Genomic DNA, 19,036 nt, shown 5'->3' with positions numbered 1-19,036 from the left:
AAATAATCGCTAAACTATAATGTCGCCTACCCCTTTTTGAGAAAACCTAAATGCCTAATGCTGATTCCACCCTAAACAAACGTATGGGAATCGTTGCGCTCACCTGGCCAATTTTTATCGAAGTTCTTTTAAGAACAGCACTCAACACCAGTGATGTATTCATGTTATCGGGATACTCAGACAAAGCCGTGTCTGCCGTTGGTGTTATCTCTCAGATATCCTTTTTCCTTATCATCGTCTCGACCATGGTCAGCAGTGGTACTGGCATTCTAATCGCCCAATATAACGGCGCCTCTCGCGACCAAGAAAGCGCACAGGTCGGCGTTGCTAGCATCATATTGGCGATTGTTATGGGTGTATTGCTGAGTATTTTCGCTGTGCTGGGCGCTGAATACTTTATTCCGCTCTATCAACTTGAAGCTCAGGTAGAGCAGTACGCTCAAGAGTATCTGTTCATCAGTGGTGCGCTGACCTTTAACGTCACGATAGGTGTGGTGCTCACCACGATCCTGCGCAGTCATGGCTATTCAAAATCACCCATGGTCATCAATATGATTGCAGGTGTTATTAACGTGTTCGGCAACTACTGCGCACTTTACCAACCTTTTGGTCTGCCGGTTTACGGCGTGCAAGGCGTAGCAATTGCGACCGTCATTAGCCAAGTAATAGGGATGTTTATCCTGATTGGTGTCGTCAGAAGTAAGGGCATTGATCTACCACTGAAACAATTTAAGTCGGTACCTAAAGCCATCTATCAGAAGATCATTAAGATTGGCTCGATGAACGCCGGAGAAGTGCTGTCTTACAACATGGCGCAGATCACCATCATGTTCTTTGTCGTGCAAATGGGCACGGCTTCGTTGGCAGCATTCACCTATGCACAAAACATCGCTCGCCTTTCTTTTGCATTTGCACTGGCGATTGGTCAAGGCAGCCAAATTCAAACGGGTTACTACATCGGCAAAGGTTGGATTGATGAAATCGCCAGCCGAGTGCAGCGTTATTTTGTGGTTGGCTTTATCGCCTCGACCACCATTACCTGCGTGATCTATCTGTTCCGTTTCGAGATTCTGGACGTGTTCACTCAAGACCCTGAAATTCTAGCGCTGACAGCCTCTCTGATTGCTGGATCTATTATTTTAGAAGCAGGCCGCGTGTTTAACCTGATCTTCATCTCTTGTTTGAAAGCCGCTGGCGACATCAAGTTCCCAGTGAAAATGGGCATTGTCAGCATGTGGGGCATTGGCGTCGCGATGAGCTATCTACTTGGTGTGCATTGGGGTTATGGCGTATTTGGTGCTTGGATGGCAATCGCGATGGATGAATGGTTCCGCGGGTTAATCATGGTTCGTCGTTGGCGAGCAAAAAAATGGACTCGCTTCTCTTTATAATCCAATAAAAACAATTACCTAAACAAAACGTTAGGCATCTCAGTTATCACAACTGGGCTGCCTTTTATAGTATTTGGCCTATAATGTTCCTTCCCGTTTATTAGCTGTACGGCCTCCATACCCTACTCGTTCAATTCCCTCCTATTTCTAATCACACCTCTACTCTTCATTACCTTCTATCCAATATAGAAAGTGTACTAGAGGAAAGCATTATCAACATTTTCTATATAAAGATTATTCAATCGTAAGGATTATCAAACAGGGTCACTCGAACTACTATTATTTCGTCCCCTAGCCAAGACGTTAGCAAGATAGCGACTAAAACGACTAATAACTAAAGTGCACAGGCTCATTCAGAGTGCACAACGTGGAGAACATCATTATGTCTTACTATTCAGTACTAGAAGTAACACCAACAACAGATGCATGGGTTGCCGATTACATTGGCCCTGCAAACAAACTGGTTGCTCAATACGGCGGTAAATACCTAGCCCGTACTTCTAGCCACGAACGCCTTGAAGGCGACGCAGAACAGCCTGCACTTCGTATCATCATCGAGTGGCCATCGAAGCAAGCTGCGGTAGATTTCATGAACGATCCTGGTTACGTTCCACACCTAGCAGCCCGCACTGCAGGTTCAGTTAGCCACCATGCGCTTATCGAAGGTAAAGACGACCTAGCGTAATCAAGAGTCCAATTCTTAGTTAATGGCTATGATTAAACATGACCATTTCCAAAACTAGAAAGCCGCACCATCATTGTGATGGTGCGGCTTTTTATTGTTCGCTCTAAAGCATTTGGCCTATGATGATCTTTTCACTTAACCAACTATTAATTACCAAATAATCAGTTAGTTAATAAGTTATCTTAGAGTATCAAACCGTCGCTTCAACGCCCTTCTTTCGCTTTGCTAGTCGTCCAAAAATACCGAGCAACATAACAATGCCACACACGCCATAAACTTGCATGATGGTTGGATCGTCCGATACAAAACCAACATCAGAGAACATAACGTAAGCGCCAAGCACCATGTAAAGAATGATAGCTGAAGCCTCGAAGCGGAACTCCCACGGCGTCACATCGATATTTTCGTTTACTGGCATCTCGTACTCAGATTCACGAGGCATAAAGTGACCAATGATGAACATCAGCGTGGTACATACTACGAACAGAATCGCCAATTGGTGTAGGAAGTGAATCGGTGTTTTGAAGACTAGCTGCATTGCCGCATAAGAACTTACGAACACCACCAGCGCCACTTTTGCTGCTAGAGCAGGTACACGTTTAGAGATGTAACCAACAAATACGATGGTAAAGATTGGCACACTAAAGAAACCAGCCACCATTTGCAGGTACTGGAACAAGCCTTCAGGTGCGTACATGATGAAAGGAGCGATACATACCGAGATAATCGCAATCACAACACCAAAGATACGTCCTTTACCGACCAGTTCTTCATCCGTTTTACCTTGACCAAACAGCGGCTTATACACGTTCAATGCAAACAAGGTAGTTGAGCTGTTCAACACGCCGTTGAAGGTGCTCAGAATCGCACCAAACATCACGGCAACGAAGAAGCCTACCAAAGGCTTAGGTAATACTTCGTTAACCAAACGGGTATACATGGTATCTGGGTTGCCTGCATCAGCACCAAACATGTGGAACGCAATAATACCTGGAATGATCAGGAACAGCGGAGAGATAACCTTAATTGCGCCGGCAAGGATGACACCTTTCTGTCCTTCTTTTAGGTTCTTAGCACCCAATGCACGTTGGATGATCGATTGGTCAGTACCCCAGTAATACAAGTTCACCAACAGTAGACCAGTGAACAATGTCGAGAACGGCAGTGGATCGCTTTCTGTACCGACAGATTGAAGCTTCTCTGGTGCCGCATACAGCAGAATATCTAGACCTGCACCAAAGCTGCCCTCACCCAGCACCATCAAACCAAATACTGGAATCATCATGCCGCCGACAATCAGACCGATACCATTGATGGTATCTGCGATGACCACGGCTTTAAGACCGCCATAAATGGCGTAAAAGAAGCCAAGTAGTCCAATTGTCGCCGAAATTAACGCTATCGAGCTAAATTCAGAGATATTCAGTAAGGCTTGAACATCGAAGATTTCGCCAAGAACAACGGCACCAGCGTAAAGTGTGGTTGGCAAAATATTGATAACGTACTGGCACAAGAAAAGCAGTGTTACGAACTTCTTCACAGACATGTCGTAGCGGCTTTCTAAGAAATCTGGAATGGTGGTAATGCCTTGCTTCAAATAGCGAGGAACAAGCATCAATGCGATGATGACCAACGTGACACCCGATGCAACTTCCCATCCCATCACACTCATATTATGCGTGTAAGATTGGGCACTCATGCCCACAAAGCTGGTTGCGCTTAGGTTGGTTAAGATCAGTGAACTGGCGATCAGGCCACCGGTCAGGCTTCTTCCGCCAAGAAAGAAGCCATCTTGTGAGGTGTTTTTGTCGTTCTTAACTTTGTTGTAGGTGTACGCGACAACAAAACCAGTAAACAACAAAAATGACAGCAGAACTGTAATAGACATTTTGTTTTCCTTTCGTTTAGTTATTGCGGCAGCACTACCCCGCTGCCGATTATAATTTTTATATTTAGATTTTTATTTGTAGGGGTACTCAGAGTCAGAAATTCACATCTTTTTTAGATGCACAATTAAGGCTGACTCCGGGTCTAAAATAGGTAAGGTCAGTCCAATTTCTTTGAGGTTGTCACCGCTTAACGTCAATGTTTTATCCAACCATTGAGGGCGTTGCTTCATCAGTTGGAAGCTGGTTTGTGGCATCTCCACCAGCTTCACTTTGTATTGAGCATTGTCTTCGACACAACTGATTCGAAGGGGTGACGGCAGAGCATGATCTGGCATGGCTAATTGGCACACCGTAATCAACATCTCGTCATCATTTTGCACACCATAAATGTTCTGATTCTTATCCGCAGGATCCATACGGAAGCTACGACCAGAGTGCAGAATATGGCGGAACTGTTTATGTAGAGCGATATAGTGAGAGAAGGCTTTCTTCTCTTCTTGGGACTCTTTTACTGGGTCTAGCTCAACGCCCATGTGTCCCATTAATGCCGTTACACCGCGCATATTGATACTATGACGACGATTCGTTGAGTGGCACTCAGCTGGGCCAATGTGTGCGCCCATCACTTCTGGTGGAAAGAAGTAACTCATGCCCTTTTGAATCGCTTGACGCTCAAGCGCATCATTACAGTCTGATGCCCAAAAACGATGGGTACGCTTAAGGATTTCAAAATCGATACGACCACCACCAGACGAGCAAGATTCAATCTCAACCTCTGGGTGTGCCTCGTTAAGTTGGTCAACTAAACGATACAAAGCCTGAGTTTGGCCGTGCACTGCAGCTTTACCGTTATGCCCAGGTTGAACCAATTCGCGGTTCATGTCCCACTTAAGGTAGGTGATGTTGTAGCGAGTGAGCAGATCATCTAAACGTGAGAACAGGTAATCAAAGCACTCTGAATTTTGCAGGTCTAAAACATACTGCCAACGACCTGAAGGTTGATGATAGCCTTGCAAACCAAGAACCCAATCAGGGTGGTTACGATATAGATTTGAATCTTGGCTCACCATTTCAGGCTCAACCCAAAGGCCAAACTCCATACCTTGCTGGTTCACATGCTCAATGACAGGCTCTAAACCATTTGGGTATTTCGCTTCATCGAGATACCAGTCGCCTAACGCTGCACGTTCGCCGTCACGCCCAACGAACCAACCATCATCAATAATGAAACGCTCCACGCCCATCACACTGGCTTCCTTCGCCATCTGCATGATGTATTCAGGTTTATGATCGAAGTAGATCCCTTCCCAAGTATTTAGGTGAACAGGACGTGGCTTATCGGTTGGAAAGTTGATGATGTTATCGCGAACAAATTGCTGAAAACGCTGAGCGATACCATTCAGCCCTGAATTGCTGTAACAGCCAAATAGCCAAGGTGTTTGATAGCTTGCTTGAGGTTCAAGAATGGATTCGCCCGCCAGCAATAACTCGCCAGCTTGCACAAAACGACGACCATCACTACGAACATCAGCACGCATTTGGTGGTTGCCACTCCAACCTAAATGGAAGCCCCACACCAAACCTTGTTGTTCTGAGAATCCTTGAGTGCCGGCAAACATACCTGGAAAGTTTTCATGAGAGGTTCGGCCGCGGCGGTTCTCTTGCATGAAACCACCGTGCTCAAAGCGCTGTCGCTGTGTTTGGAACTCATGGCACCAACGACCATGGAACGTCATCAGCTCATTAGCGTGATTCGGCAGTGGCAGTGTTGAGGACAATTTGTTGAGGTAGTATTTACTGTCGCCTTTATTGGTAATTGTGACACGCTTTTGAACCACATCAGATTGGTAATCAAGCTTAATTTCGACGGTCAGTTCAAGCTTGGCTACCGTGTCTTCAAGAACAAATGTCGCTTGCTGCACGTTAGCTTCAACGTCTGTAGTATTAGCCTCAACACGTGTGGTATTAAATACTGGCGCCCAATCCAAGCCATCACGATGCCCTTCAACTCCCGGTGCGTTAAAGTGACCACTGCCCAATTCAGGACATAGAGAAAGTGGCACATCGACATCAAGGCGTGCTTGAGAAATCGGTCTCTCGGTTGATAACAGCAGATCTTCATCAATGCTGGCGATCTTCGCTCCCCAGTGCAGGATCTCTGGAACACGCCCTGATTTGATGATCAAACTGTGATTTTTACTTGTTAGATGAATAAACTCGCTCATAGCCAATCTCATATTGTTTTCGTAAACATAAGTTGAGATTAATAGTGAACCTAGAGACTATAATTAATACTAATTCGAACAAATAACGTGATCTAAAAGCAGTTATTCCTTATGAAAATTTGCACAAGATCGACTGTTTTCGGAAACATAAATAGTGTTTCAAATGACATTTATTTGAAGGTGTACAAGGTTTATTTCATCAAGATTGGTTAGGCTTATATCATTGTCAAAGTCTGATGAGCAGAATAATGAGTGTCACCTTTAAAGATGTCGCAAAGTTAGCGGGTGTCTCTACCCAAACCGTTTCTCGAGTGACAAATGGTTCAGAGAGCGTCGCCGAATTAACACGTAACAAGGTTAATGCGGCCATTAAGCAGTTGGGATATGTGCCAAACAAAGGCGCGCAAATGCTCAGTCGAGCTAAGTCCACCAGCGTTGGGTTGGTGACTCTCGATATGGCACTGCATGGCGCAGCGATGATCGCCAATGGCGTGCGAATGCAGGCTCATGACATGAATTATGGTATCGCTTTTTCTGTTGTGTCAGAGCCCAACCTCGCTAACACGCGTGAAGCCATCCGAGAATTGATGGCTCAACAGGTCGACAGCATCATTCTGAATGTGCCTTTAAAAAGTGCCGATGCAGAGTTATTAGTCGAACAGTACCGACACTTAAATCTTATCTTCATTGATGTCCCTTCTAACAGCCAAGTGAACTATGTTTGCGGTGATCACGCTGAAGGAGCAAAACTTGCAGCTCAACATCTGATAGAGAGTGGGCGAACTCACTACCTATTGATCACAGGTCCAAATGAATCCAGTGCATCACAGATTCGTCACCAGAGTTGGTTAGCAGTGTTATCAGATGCCGATTGCAAAGTGCCGTATCAACATCAAGGAAACTGGCAAGCAGAAAGTGGCTACCTTGGTGTTCGCGAAGCTGTCGCGAAGCAAGCTGTATTTGATGCTGTGTTGGTGGCAAGCGATCAGATGGCATTAGGAGCATTACGCGCCCTGCAAGAACTGAAAATCCCAGTGCCTGACAAGGTCGCAGTCGTCGGTTTTGATGGCATCGAAGACAGCGCTTTCTTTAACCCACCATTGACCACCATCAAGCAAGACTTCACCACGATTGGCCGACAAGCCGTGAAACTTGCAGAGAAGCTCAACGCTAATTCACAAGATGCTTTGCTACAACACCATATCGAAACTACATTACTTCCAAGAGAAAGCAGCCAACCTAAGGTGACTGCTCATTATAAGAAACAAGAGATAGAACAACTGCTGCAACGGATTCAAACCCTTCTGCCTGAATCGAGATGAAAAGAAAAAGCGCTAGGGGGAGCTAGCGCTTTAAGACCAACTAAGTCCGTTTAGCCTGGTAGGTTTTTGAGCTATATCATAGGGATATAACCAATTTTTTTACTTAGGTAAATCAAAAAGCCTATTCTTTACGACTGCTTTGAGCCGTAAATTAAGTATAGTCGGGTTGTGAAAAATGGAAGGAATTATTTCGTTTATTTTTGCTAAAACGAATAAAGCTAAAGTAGCAAAGGAGCTTAAATGAACTAACCTTTAATCATGATAGAAAATCTTGATGAGGGGTTACATGGATCCAGAGACGACAGCCGCTAAACCCGTTCCCCAAAAAGAACAATCAAGCTTGATATCGTCTTTACTTCATGAATTCAGAAGAAACAAACTGATTTTGTATTATGTTGCATTCATTGCCCCACTCACTTTAATCATAAACATGTTTGTTCCCGAGAATATGAAATATGACATTTATAGCTATATCGATGTTTTGATTACTATTTGCTATGTCACTTTTATTATTTGGGCCACATATTACTATTGTTATTTATTGTTTAAACGAGAAAAGAGCCCAACGATACGGCTAATAAAAAAAGTAAAATCACTGCTATTCCCCATATCTAAGCCTATTTATTTTGTTTTGTTAATGCTCGTATTAAACATTTCATTCTCGAGCTATACATTTATAAAGTCACTCATACCTCACTTTAATCCATACAACTTAGACCTTACCTTTTATCATTTGGACAAGTGGCTGCACTTCGGTATATCTCCATGGGAAATAACACATTTCTTCCTGCCTAATGCAGCTTCAACTTTAGTGATTAATTTTCTATACAATTTGTGGTTTTTTCTTATGTGGGGGATGTTACTGTTTTTCATTGTCTATCGGAAAAATGACCAACTGCGTAACCAGTTTATCCTCACATTTTTAGTCTCGTGGTTCCTTCTGGGAAACATCATGGCAACATTATTATCATCTGCTGGCCCTGCATTCTTTCATCATTTTCATCATCAAGATCTCTATCTAGAGTTGATGCAACGTCTGGATCTACAGAACAATGAAATAACTCAACTAAGTGTATTTTCTTTATGGACATTGTCAGCACAGGATATGCTTTGGGATAGCTATGTTACAGGAATAAGAGGTAGAGGAACGGGCATCTCTGCCATGCCTAGTTTGCATGTAACAATCGCAGTGTTAATGGCCATGACCGTATTTCGGTTAAACAAAAACTGGGGATATATTGCGTGGGTTTACGCTTTTTTTGTCCAAATTGGTTCCGTTCACTTAGCTTGGCATTACGCGATAGATGGCTATTTCGGCGCAATACTTGTTGTTGCTCTCTGGCATTTGATCGGTTACTTACTCCGAAGGAACGCGCCCTAAATTACTCGGCAGTAATAACAATCTCAACCGCTTGAGAAATTATCTTTCTCAAATGAGTATTCTTGTCGTCCAATTGTTTTCCCTTGCGATAAACAAGCTGTATATCGAAGTCTGGGACATCTATCGGCGGAGCAACTGCTATCAATGAACTATCTACATTAGGGGCATTTCTAGCAACTAGCTTAGGCACAATGCACAATAGCTTTCTTCCACTGATCAACCGTTTAACCGTTAAGAAGTTACTCGATGCGATTGCCACTTTTCTTGTGTAGCCCAGCTCTGCCAGTTTAATATCAACCGCCGTTGTTAGCGCGCCACTCGGTGACACTAACGCGTGCTCTACAGAGACAAACGATTTTAGTGACATCGGCAGGTCTACATCCATAACCGATTCATCAAGCAAGCAGACATGCTGCTCAGTGTAGAGGTGTTCAATACCATACAATTTAGGAGCCTCACCGAAACTACCTATTGCAATATCTAGCTTTGCCTCTTCGAATACTTGCTGGTAATTGGTTCGATTAACGTTGAAAAACGCAACTTGAGAGCTTGGTGAAGCTTGTTTGATAAAGTCGAATATCATTGGCCCAAACATCTGCTCTGCATAATCGGTAAGCCCTATTTTCCAACTGCCTTTATAGCTATCAACTTCAAACCTTTTGGATAAAAGAACTTCTGATTGAATGGTATTAAGCAGCGCATCGACTGTGCTTGATAATTCAATCGCTCTGTCGGTTGCTTCCATCTTGCTACCAACACGTTCAAATAAAGGGTCATCAAACAGCTTTCGTAATCGTTGCAGGCTATGGCTCATCGCAGATTGACTAACATAACAACGCTCTGCAGCCTTACTGACACTGTTGGTTTTATACAGCGCCTGTAATGCAATCAGTAAGTTAAGGTCGATTCCTTTCCAGTTAAAATCAGCCATGCATCAAAACCCACTTCATTAATAGTTATAATTAAAACAATTAATTTGAATCATAGTGCAACTCCACCTAAATTACGCTAAACATTTATCTGGAATCGAGCATGCTTTCAATTTTTAAAACCTTTTTCTGGCTTGGCTGGATTAGCTTTGGTGGACCAGCAGCACATATTGGCTACTTCCGTAAAACCTTTGTGGAGAAACTGAATTGGTTATCCGACGAAGAGTATGGGCAAATTGTTGCTCTCAGTCAGTTCCTACCGGGACCCGGTTCAAGCCAAGTTGGCTTTGCGGTTGGCTACAAGAAAGGTGGCTTAACTGGTGCGATTGCCGCTTTTATCGGCTTCACTTCCCCATCGGTCATTCTGATGCTGATATTGGCTTTAGTGAGCAACCAACTATTAGAAGCGCCGTTATTCAACTCAATCATCCACGGACTAAAGCTACTCGCAGTTGTGGTTGTAGCTGATGCAACGTTCGGCATGTACAAAAACTTTTGCCAATCAAAGATAGCGATCGCCTTGTGTGTGATGACAGCGATTGTACTGCTGTTAATTCCGGGGATCTGGTCGCAAATCTTCGTACTTCTGTTTGCAGCTATCATTGGCAGCACGTTTTTGACTTCACAAGAGCTAAAGACGGTTCCATCGACACACAAAATATCCATAACACCGCTCATTGTTTTCGTAGCGCTTTTGGTTGGTCTTCCTCTGTTCAGTGCGTACTCTCAAGGTGTTGAAGTATTTGGTTTGTTCTACCAAGCGGGCAGCTTAGTATTCGGTGGCGGCCATGTGGTACTCCCATTGCTACAAAATAGTATTGGCGACCAACTATCGCAAGATGCGTTCCTTACGGGTTATGCAGCAGCACAGGCAGTACCAGGGCCTATGTTTACACTCGCAACTTACTTAGGTTATGTATTGATGCCATCAGCACCGATCACAGGCGCACTACTCGCAACGATTGCTGTGTTCTTGCCAGGCTTCTTATTACTACTAGGTGTACTGAAAAACTGGCAAGCAATTGCGAGTAAACCTTTGGTAGCTGGCGCTCTTACTGGTGTGAATGCAGCGGTTGTCGGTCTATTGCTTGCAGCCCTGTATCAACCTATCTTCACAAGCGCAGTGAGCAGCGGCATAGACTTCGCTCTGATCATTATTGGTGTGTGGCTATTGAAAATAATGAAGATGCCGATTGTAGGGTTAGTTGGTACCTTTATCGCGGCAGGTGTAATTCTTAACTACTTGTAATTAAGCGCTCAAATACCAAACTGACTAACAAATAATAGCCCCTGATAAGGAAACTCATCAGCGGCTATCTTCTTTGTAATGGTTTAACTCGATAGAAGCGTTATATCGGAGTGCTTGCTTTCATTTCCCTTACCTCTGCCAACGCGCGATTTAGGTTCTCATTGGCAATTTTGTAGTAAGAAGGTTTTTTATCGATCGCTTGTTGAAGATAGGGAATCGCTTCATCAGGTCTTCCTTGAATGATCAGAAAGTACCCAACATTGTTGAGAGCTTCCGGTGCATCCATATGGCGCATGAAAACATTGATCGCCTTTTTCACATCACCTGATGCTAGGTAGATAAGTGCAAGGTTGTTCTGAGCTTTCTCATTATTAGGTTCTATCTCTAACGCCGAACGCGTGTACTGATACGCTTCTTTGTAGTTACCATACATGTAATGGGAATAGCCCATGTTCAATAGTGCTTTTACCGAAGTCTTATCGATAGTCAGCGATTTCTTAAAATATTCTTGGGCAATCTGATGTTTACCTTCTACATCTTCCAAGACTCCGATTCCCATGTAAGCCAATGCCGGAGACATACTATCAACCTTCAAACCCGCAACTTCACTTTGACTTAACGCTTGGTAATTTTTCGTCGTTTCACTGCTTTTTAAACGAACTTGGTCTGCATTAACCGCTTTAAAGAAATAGCTGCGACCTTCGTCTGTACGACGCTGTTTAGTATATAAAACACCTAATTGCTCTAAGACTTCAGTATGCGCAGGGTTAAAATCTAGTGCAGCGAGATACGCTTTTTCAGCGAGAGCATAATTGCCTCTAGATGAGTGAATTCGACCGATCGTAAAGAGCGTTTTATCGTGAAACTCTTGTTCAGTAAAAGACAAAGATCGAATGTATTCATAAAGCGCTAAATCGATGTTGTTGTCTCTTAATGCCACGTCACCTCGCATGATGGCTTCTTTTTCACTAACAGGTGGATCGTCACTGGTTAAGGTGTCGATTGGCTTTCCCGAATACAATTCAGCATCAAACTGATTGGTTGGTTCATCAGAAGAGGCACACCCGAGAATCAATAAAGGCAGTAAAAGTAAAACCATTCTGTTCATTCGCATCATAAACCAACTCCTGGCGCACTTAATGCGTCCATAACAATCATCATCCCTGGTCCAAGGGCAACAATGAAAAAACAAGGCCAAATAAATAACAACATAGGAAACAGCATCTTGGTAGGTATTTTAGCGGCAATTTCTTCGGCCGCCTGCTGGCGCTTATCTCGAAAATCTTCGGTGTAATCACGTAAGGTTTGCGCCAAACTCCCCCCCATTCTTGAAGCATGTGAGAGCAAAGACACAAGCCCTTCTAGCTCACGAAGTCCCGTCCGCTCCACCAACTGACTCAGGGCATCTGGCATGGTGACACCCGCTTGGATTTTGGCAAATACCGTATCTAGCTCATCGGCAAGTTCAGGTTGAGAAATGTAGAGCTCATTAGCGACGCGCCCTAGAGCAGCATTAAAGCCAAGACCTGATTCAGTACACACGACAAGTAGATCAAGTGCATCCGGCACCCCATTTCTAATTTTTCTTTGTCTCTCTTTTTGCATTTTACTCAACACAAAGTTAGGTAAAAACGTACCGACAAAGATACAAGTCACAATCAATAAATTGTTGTAACTGTCGCCAATGGCTAGATAAAACACCATGAAAGCACAAACAAACCCGATTAATGCTGAAAGCACTTTTAGAGCGTAAAACACCGAAAGTGCACTTTTTTCATGGTATCCCGCATGCATTAATTTTTCGGAGTACGTTTCGTTGTCCTTTGTGTTTCCTCGCCCAATAAATGGCGTTAAAGACTCCAAGGTATTAGTAAAATCATAAGGTTTTCGGCTGCCCGTTTGGTTGCCGCCCCCAGAAATCTGCTTTAACTTTTTATCCAACGGCGAGCGTGAACCAACAAACAAAAAACCTAAAGTAAGAGTAAGTAACATCGTGGTGAGCAGAATCATTCCGTAAAGCAAGGTTTGACTGCTGAAACCGATCTCAGAGAGTGTTTGTTTCCATACTTCCAAATCAAAGAATTCCATAATCTATATCTCGATATTTATGATTTTTCTTATCCACAAGGCCCCAATAGCCAATAAAACCACTCCAACACTGACCATCGATATTCCTCTCGGGTCACTGTACAAAGGCTCGATATATTCGGGGTTTACGAATTTAAGACCGAAAAAAAGGGCAAACGGAGACAGAGTCAGTATCCAAGCTGAAAGTCGACTCTCGGCAGAAAGAGTTTTAACTTTCCTTTCTAATTTAAAGCGGGCTCTTAATACTTCAGATACTTTTTGTAGGTTCTCAGAGAGATTGCCCCCGGTTTCTTTCTGCAGCATAACCGCACTAGAGAAAGCCAACATTGAGACGGTCGGCACCCTTTCTGACATTTGTAAAATGGCGAGTCTTAAATCGTAGCCATAGTTGAGTAAGTTATAGGTATTTTTAAATTCGACCCCAATAGGCTCAGGCATCTCTTCGCCTACCTCATTGAAAGACTGAACCAGTGGTTGGCCAGCTTGTAAGGCCCTTCTGATAATATCCAAGGCTTCTGGTAGCTGTTCTTCAAATCTTGCCATTCTGTAGGTCACTCTATTTTGTACAAACAGATAAGCGATGACCCAAACAAAGACAAAAGCGGCAACACAAATGAACCACACCTGATTAAAAACCAGAGCGATCAGAACTAATAACGTTCCACATAAAAATACAATCAACAAGAAACGACTCAATGTGAGTTTAAGGCCAGCTAACTCAAGCATGCGTTTCAGGTCAGCAAAGAAAGGAATAACGATCAATTTTCTATCGAGCGGTGATAACTCTTTGTTGTAGTGTTCTTTTAAGAGCGACAAGCTCTCCTCGTCGATATTCCTCTGCGTCTCTTTTAAACGACGAGATAGCTCTTTGTGCTTGGCTTTCTTGCCAGCAGCAGGTAATAGCAATGCCTGTGAAATAAATAACACTGCGACAAACAACAGGGCCAACGATACAGTTACATTATCCATAATCGGCTCCTCAGCTATGTGACTCAGTAAAGAGCTCAAACGGTAGGTCAAGGCCACGCTTAACTAACTGGTCATGAGACTGAGGTACCACGCCAGTTGCAGTGTAGTAACCTAAGATGTTGCCATGCTCATCTACACCTTGACGCTGGAAATGGAAGATCTCAGACATGGTTATCATCTCTCCTTCCATCCCATTGATCTCTTGGATACTGACCATGCGACGCTTACCGTCTTCTTGGCGCTCCATTTGAACCACCAAATGAATCGCAGAAGCTATCTGTGCTCTGAGGTTTTTCGTTGAAATATTCCAGCCCGCCATCGAGAACATGTTCTCGACACGACTGAGTGCATCTCTTGGTGTATTAGCGTGAATAGTTGCCAATGAACCATCATGCCCCGTGTTCATCGCCGCTAACATATCCACCGCTTCACTACCACGCACCTCCCCAACAACAATACGGTCAGGTCGCATACGTAAGGTGTTTTTGACGAGCTCTCGCTGACTGATCTCCCCTTTACCTTCAAGGTTTGCAGGGCGAGTTTCTAGGCGAATAACGTGTGGCTGTTGGAGTTGGAGTTCGGCGGAATCTTCAATCGTAATGATTCGTTGGTCTCGAGGAATAAAACCAGAAAAAATATTCAGTGTGGTGGTTTTTCCTGACCCGGTACCACCTGAAATCAAGATATTAAGTTCACCTTTTACAGCAGCTTCGACAAACTTAGCCATTTGTGGGGACGCAGACTTATATTCCAATAAGTTGTCCATCGTTAAGCTGTCTACTGCGAAACGTCGTATAGAGACTGAAGGGCCATCTAAAGCCAGAGGAGGGATAATCGCATTAACCCGTGAACCATCAACTAATCGAGCATCGACCATTGGCGACGCTTCGTCGATTCGACGCCCTACTTGGCTAACAATGCGATCTATGATGTTTCTAAGATGTCGGTCATCTAAAAAAGTATAAGGTGTTTTTTCTAATTTACCGCCACGTTCAACGAACACATTTTTAGGTCCGTTAACCAAAATATCGGATACCGTTTTATCTGCCAATAATGGCTCTAATGGCCCCAAACCAAAAACTTCATCTTCGATTTGCTTGATAACTCTCTTCCGACCCTCGGCACTCAGAGCATGACTTTGATCGTCAGCCATTAATTGAACAATGGCTTCATGAAGATCAACCTTGGCACGTTCTTTATCAAGGCTCGAAAGCAAGCCAAGGTCGAGTGTTTCGAGCAACTGCTTATGAAAATAATGCTTAATAGAAAGCTCTTGCTCTAAGACTTTTCTGGCTTCATTGACTGATTTTTCCTGCTCCTCATTGGCATCTAAGCCTTGCGGAGCAGTCGATTCATTAACAACACCCATAGGAAAAGCCGCGGTGTTATCACTTTCTTGTTGTGAAAATTGTTCTACTTTTTTTTCAAACTCAGGGTTTATATTTTTCCGTTTAAAAAACATACCGATCCCTCACCTATGCTTAGAACAAACAACCTATGAAAATATCTTTTTGAGCCAGCCTTTCTCTTCCTGCTCGGGAGGAGAAAGGATATGAGACAAATCGATGATCGAGCGCGTAATCGAACTCTTCTTCTTTGACTCAACCAAAGGCAGTCCTAAATTGGCGCTCTCTAGTGCCACTTTAAAATCGTTGGGCATTAAATGGATATCGTGCTTTCCAACGGTTTGTTCTATATCCGATAACTTAATGGTTTGTCGTTTCTCATAGCGATTTACAATGATCTCGATTGCGTCTTGTTGTAACCCATACTCAAATTTCAGAGTTCTTACCAATCGGTTACTATTTTTGACAGACACTAAGGTTTGCTGAGCAACCAGTAGCACCTTAGTCGCAGGAGAGATAGCCGATGCAAAAATATGATCTAGCCCTCGAGAGAAATCGATAATAATGTAGCGATAGAAGCGACGTAATACAGGCAATAACCGCCCAATTTTCTGCGCGTGTTCATAATCATCCGCGTTATTTTCATGCTTGAAGCTTAAGACGTGTAATCCTGACGAGTGCTTGTTCACCAAGCTTCCCAATGACATCTCATCCAAGTCATTGGAGCTATCGATGGCATCTGAGATGCTGTAAGTTGGTGTGATATTTAAATATTCAGGGATAACACCAAATTGAAGGTCTATATCAAGTAAAAGCACCTCATCTGGATGATAGCTAGCTATTTCTACGGCCGTATTGAGCGCCAAGGTTGTTGCTCCCATTCCACCTTTGGTGTTGATAAATAGGAACACTTCTCCATAACTCGAGTTTTCAATTTTCTCTGCCGCCGTTTTCTTGAGTAGCGGCAGAAGACCTGAAATAGAAATATCGTGAGATAGGAAATCTGAAGCCCCAAGTCTTAATGCTATTTTTAACGACCCGTTGTCATTCTCATCACCAAACACAACCAAAGATAAATCATGCTCTTCTAACTGCAGATTGTAGCTTTGTAGGTCGACCATTTTCTGAGCCCAACCACCACTGGCTTCGACAAAAATCAAATCGGGCGCATCAATATTTTTTACGTATTCTTCCGTCATCCCAAGCAAAGAAAATGACTCGATGTGAACATTTCGGCAGCGTTTCAACTGCTGTCTCATGTGAGAATGAAAATTCTCATTGTTATAAATGAGCCACACATTCAAGTTGGTTTTAAGGCGAATCGCATCGTCTTCATTCGGTAAAATATCAATTGCTTCGCCCATATTACCCACCCTGTATTTGTTCCGGACATCTTGTCCTAGTATTTGTATTGGCTTTAATTACACCTAAATTCTCAGCGGGTAAAATCGTCTCAAACGCAGGTGCCGCAAGAAACCCATTTGTCCCTAAAAAGCTGAGGTTGCTGATCAACTGAATGCCATAGCCTGTTGCTCTTGCTCGTACAAACTTAATTGCACTAAAATTGGTTTCGAAATCAGAGGTAATTTCAGCGCCAGCAGCATCCAAATACGCCACCTCCAAGTTGCTGTCACTAAACCCCAGTAGTGGAATGTCTTCTACAACAATCTCCGCAATATTATCGCGATCTAAGACGTAACAAACGGTCGCCAGCCTTGCCGCTTTTCTCGTCGCCTCGTTAACAATCTGGAGTGAGAACACATAAGCCCCCAAAGCCAAAATCAGAAAAATCAGCAAGAAAACCAACCAAGAAACTATCGTAAACTCGATAATGGCTAAGCCGTTATGCTTCTTGATTGATTTCATCAGAAAACCCTCATAACTGACGACACACTCAAGGGGACAGATAAGCTTTCAGATGAAAATGGAATCGATAAAAAGTGAGGAACATAGTCGTAATTAACCGTTACTCTCACATAACTGTCTGCTGAAGGAGGAGTGACAACTACGTCAGAAGTAGCAAGACTAGAAAGTATGGCCGTACCTGCAGTATTCTTACCGTAAACCACAACATTTTGAATTTCCGCAGTAGGAGCCAATGTCCCACCCTTTGTTCCGTAAACCTCACTCACAGCATAACGAACCCCGTTTTGAACCGATTTTGATATGATATTGTAGTGAATTAGGATGTTTCCCAGTTCAAGAACCAACACCAAGAAAAACAGTAATACCGGTGTCGCAATCAACATTTCAATCGCAGCGAGGCCTTGTTGTTTTTTTAAGTTGTTATCCATAACTAAGAGCCTCCTCCATCTGGGTCTTTATACAAAACAATTTTGTAAGGACCTTCAGTTGATGACTCAGCCCCACCTGAACCGCCAACAACACTGCAAGAATGTATAAATTCACCAAACACTGCCGGAGTACCTGAATTGTTAGTTGGCGCCTTTTGCAATAAGAAGAAGCACCCTATTTTCTGAACGGTAAAACTGGTTACTCCACCACTTTTACCTGAGCAATCAACCATAGGAATAGGAAGAATGCGTCGCCATGCTGTACCATCAGAGACACAGCCAGAGCCCATACTTGCTATACATGCGTTGGTGTCGGCCTCATATTGGGAATAGGTATAAGAGCCATCAAAATCAATATCACCCGTTTTACTGTCTATCTTAATTTCAGAACTGGGCTCAGTAGTTACATAATCAGATGGGTAATCTGAACTTGATAAGCCGCCACCATAATCACCAAAACGAGTATTTAAACCATCAGCTGTAGGACCAACCGTTCCCCCAGGCTTGGTAGTAACACTGTCTCCAATAGCGACGGAGTAATCATAGTAACCAGCTAAGGCTTCTTTTACCGTGCTTCCTCCAGATCCAAAATCCAGTAAGTGATAATTACCATTTCCCATTTGAGACAGTTTTTTATCGCCCACTTTTAGAGCATGAACTGCGCCTACCTCATAACCAAAGACATTGGTGATTGCCTCACCGGTAGCATCATCATAACCATCTTCGTTAATATCGTTATCTGAAGTCCCGTCACCAATACACACTCCAATAGGCACAATGTTATTCACGACTTGCAGCCCTGAACTTGGTCCTGCAACCGCCGATGCCGATACGCTTTTCTCTAAACCGAACATCTGAATAAAAAATTCATCCATATCTAATGAGCTGACATTAACTCGAATATATACATCATCATCAACACCAAACGTAGGTGTCCCCGCAAAGCTTTGAGGATCATTAGAGTATTCAACGCTAACCACAGCCGTCGAGAAATCAAATTCATGATTACCAGAAGATCCAGCCATGGCATTCAATGTTGATGTAACTTCAGCAGATACCGCGGCTTGATCTTTACTGTTATCCAAAATCGTCGCTGCCGCTAACGCCGCTGAATCAACCGCATTCTGTAAGCGAGTTTTATTCACTAGCATATGGTTTATATCCACAGCTAAAGCTGATACGGCTAGAAAAACTAACAGGGCAATGGTCACAAAGATGACTACCAACCCGCTCTGTTTTTTAGGCATTTTTGATACTTGATACAACAT

16 protein-coding genes are annotated in these 19,036 nt (G+C 43.4%); 5 read left to right on the top strand and 11 right to left on the bottom strand.

What is annotated here, in order from left to right; translation table 11 throughout:
• Window positions 1-50: 50 nt before the first annotated feature.
• Together L1D37_RS14965 and L1D37_RS14960 are read left to right on the top strand one after the other, a co-directional pair.
• Window positions 51-1,391 carry an MATE family efflux transporter gene (locus L1D37_RS14965; RefSeq protein ID WP_239848355.1) on the top strand — a complete coding sequence of 447 codons (1,341 nt, stop codon included), beginning with the start codon at window positions 51-53 and terminating at the stop codon, window positions 1,389-1,391.
• A 382-nt stretch (window positions 1,392-1,773) separates the two neighbouring features.
• Window positions 1,774-2,076, top strand: a complete 303-nt coding sequence (locus L1D37_RS14960; protein WP_017632557.1) for a DUF1330 domain-containing protein — start codon at window positions 1,774-1,776, stop codon at window positions 2,074-2,076.
• 190 nt (window positions 2,077-2,266) lie between these two features.
• Here L1D37_RS14960 and L1D37_RS14955 read toward each other — a convergent pair whose 3' ends face one another.
• A complete protein-coding gene (locus L1D37_RS14955) occupies window positions 2,267-3,964 on the bottom strand; it encodes a solute:sodium symporter family transporter (RefSeq protein ID WP_176680353.1) in 1,698 nt (565 codons plus the stop codon).
• 102 nt (window positions 3,965-4,066) lie between these two features.
• Window positions 4,067-6,190, bottom strand: a complete 2,124-nt coding sequence (locus L1D37_RS14950) for an alpha-galactosidase (protein WP_239848354.1) — start codon at window positions 6,188-6,190, stop codon at window positions 4,067-4,069.
• Between the two features lie 248 nt (window positions 6,191-6,438).
• Between L1D37_RS14950 and L1D37_RS14945 the strand changes: the two genes are divergently transcribed.
• Both L1D37_RS14945 and L1D37_RS14940 read left to right on the top strand, forming a co-directional pair.
• The gene (locus L1D37_RS14945) at window positions 6,439-7,512 is read left to right on the top strand and encodes a LacI family DNA-binding transcriptional regulator (protein ID WP_239848353.1); all 1,074 of its coding nucleotides are present in this window, start codon (window positions 6,439-6,441) and stop codon (window positions 7,510-7,512) included.
• A gap of 286 nt (window positions 7,513-7,798) precedes the next feature.
• Window positions 7,799-8,893, top strand: coding sequence for a phosphatase PAP2 family protein (locus L1D37_RS14940; RefSeq protein ID WP_239848352.1), 1,095 nt, complete (start codon window positions 7,799-7,801; stop codon window positions 8,891-8,893).
• A 1-nt stretch (window position 8,894) separates the two neighbouring features.
• Here the strand turns inward: L1D37_RS14940 and L1D37_RS14935 are convergent, their stop codons facing one another.
• The gene (locus L1D37_RS14935) at window positions 8,895-9,824 is read right to left on the bottom strand and encodes a LysR family transcriptional regulator (protein ID WP_239848351.1); all 930 of its coding nucleotides are present in this window, start codon (window positions 9,822-9,824) and stop codon (window positions 8,895-8,897) included.
• A gap of 101 nt (window positions 9,825-9,925) precedes the next feature.
• Here L1D37_RS14935 and chrA point away from each other — a divergent pair, with 101 nt between their 5' ends.
• Window positions 9,926-11,071 (top strand): chromate efflux transporter, encoded by a 1,146-nt coding sequence (gene chrA, locus L1D37_RS14930; protein WP_239848350.1) that lies wholly within the window; start codon window positions 9,926-9,928, stop codon window positions 11,069-11,071.
• Between the two features lie 100 nt (window positions 11,072-11,171).
• On the opposite strand, the gene L1D37_RS14925 is transcribed toward chrA, so the two are convergent.
• From L1D37_RS14925 to L1D37_RS14890, 8 genes are read right to left on the bottom strand one after another with little or no spacing between them, the layout of a single operon-like run.
• Window positions 11,172-12,188 (bottom strand): tetratricopeptide repeat protein, encoded by a 1,017-nt coding sequence (locus L1D37_RS14925; protein WP_239848349.1) that lies wholly within the window; start codon window positions 12,186-12,188, stop codon window positions 11,172-11,174.
• Window positions 12,185-13,159, bottom strand: coding sequence for a type II secretion system F family protein (locus L1D37_RS14920; RefSeq protein WP_239848348.1), 975 nt, complete (start codon window positions 13,157-13,159; stop codon window positions 12,185-12,187). The genes L1D37_RS14925 and L1D37_RS14920 overlap by 4 nt, the downstream gene beginning before the upstream one ends.
• Before the next feature lie 3 nt (window positions 13,160-13,162).
• A complete protein-coding gene (locus L1D37_RS14915) occupies window positions 13,163-14,128 on the bottom strand; it encodes a type II secretion system F family protein (RefSeq protein WP_176680361.1) in 966 nt (321 codons plus the stop codon).
• A gap of 10 nt (window positions 14,129-14,138) precedes the next feature.
• On the bottom strand, window positions 14,139-15,590 hold the full coding sequence (locus tag L1D37_RS14910) for a CpaF family protein (protein WP_176680362.1): 1,452 nt from the start codon (window positions 15,588-15,590) through the stop codon (window positions 14,139-14,141).
• A 33-nt stretch (window positions 15,591-15,623) separates the two neighbouring features.
• The gene (locus L1D37_RS14905) at window positions 15,624-16,838 is read right to left on the bottom strand and encodes an AAA family ATPase (protein ID WP_239848347.1); all 1,215 of its coding nucleotides are present in this window, start codon (window positions 16,836-16,838) and stop codon (window positions 15,624-15,626) included.
• 1 nt (window position 16,839) lies between these two features.
• Window positions 16,840-17,340: a TadE/TadG family type IV pilus assembly protein gene (locus L1D37_RS14900; protein ID WP_176680364.1), complete on the bottom strand. Its 501-nt coding sequence runs from the start codon at window positions 17,338-17,340 to the stop codon at window positions 16,840-16,842.
• Window positions 17,340-17,768, bottom strand: coding sequence for a TadE/TadG family type IV pilus assembly protein (locus L1D37_RS14895; RefSeq protein WP_176680365.1), 429 nt, complete (start codon window positions 17,766-17,768; stop codon window positions 17,340-17,342). The genes L1D37_RS14900 and L1D37_RS14895 overlap by 1 nt, the downstream gene beginning before the upstream one ends.
• 2 nt (window positions 17,769-17,770) lie before the next feature.
• Window positions 17,771-19,036: a Tad domain-containing protein gene (locus L1D37_RS14890; RefSeq protein ID WP_176680366.1), complete on the bottom strand. Its 1,266-nt coding sequence runs from the start codon at window positions 19,034-19,036 to the stop codon at window positions 17,771-17,773.

It is taken from the genome of Vibrio sp. Isolate33 (genome assembly GCF_022397895.1).
In the GTDB taxonomy this organism is placed as follows: Bacteria; Pseudomonadota; Gammaproteobacteria; order Enterobacterales; family Vibrionaceae; genus Vibrio; species Vibrio pomeroyi.
The sequence above is the reverse complement of the archived record's forward strand: the minus strand, read 5'-3'. Positions and strand labels throughout refer to the sequence as shown.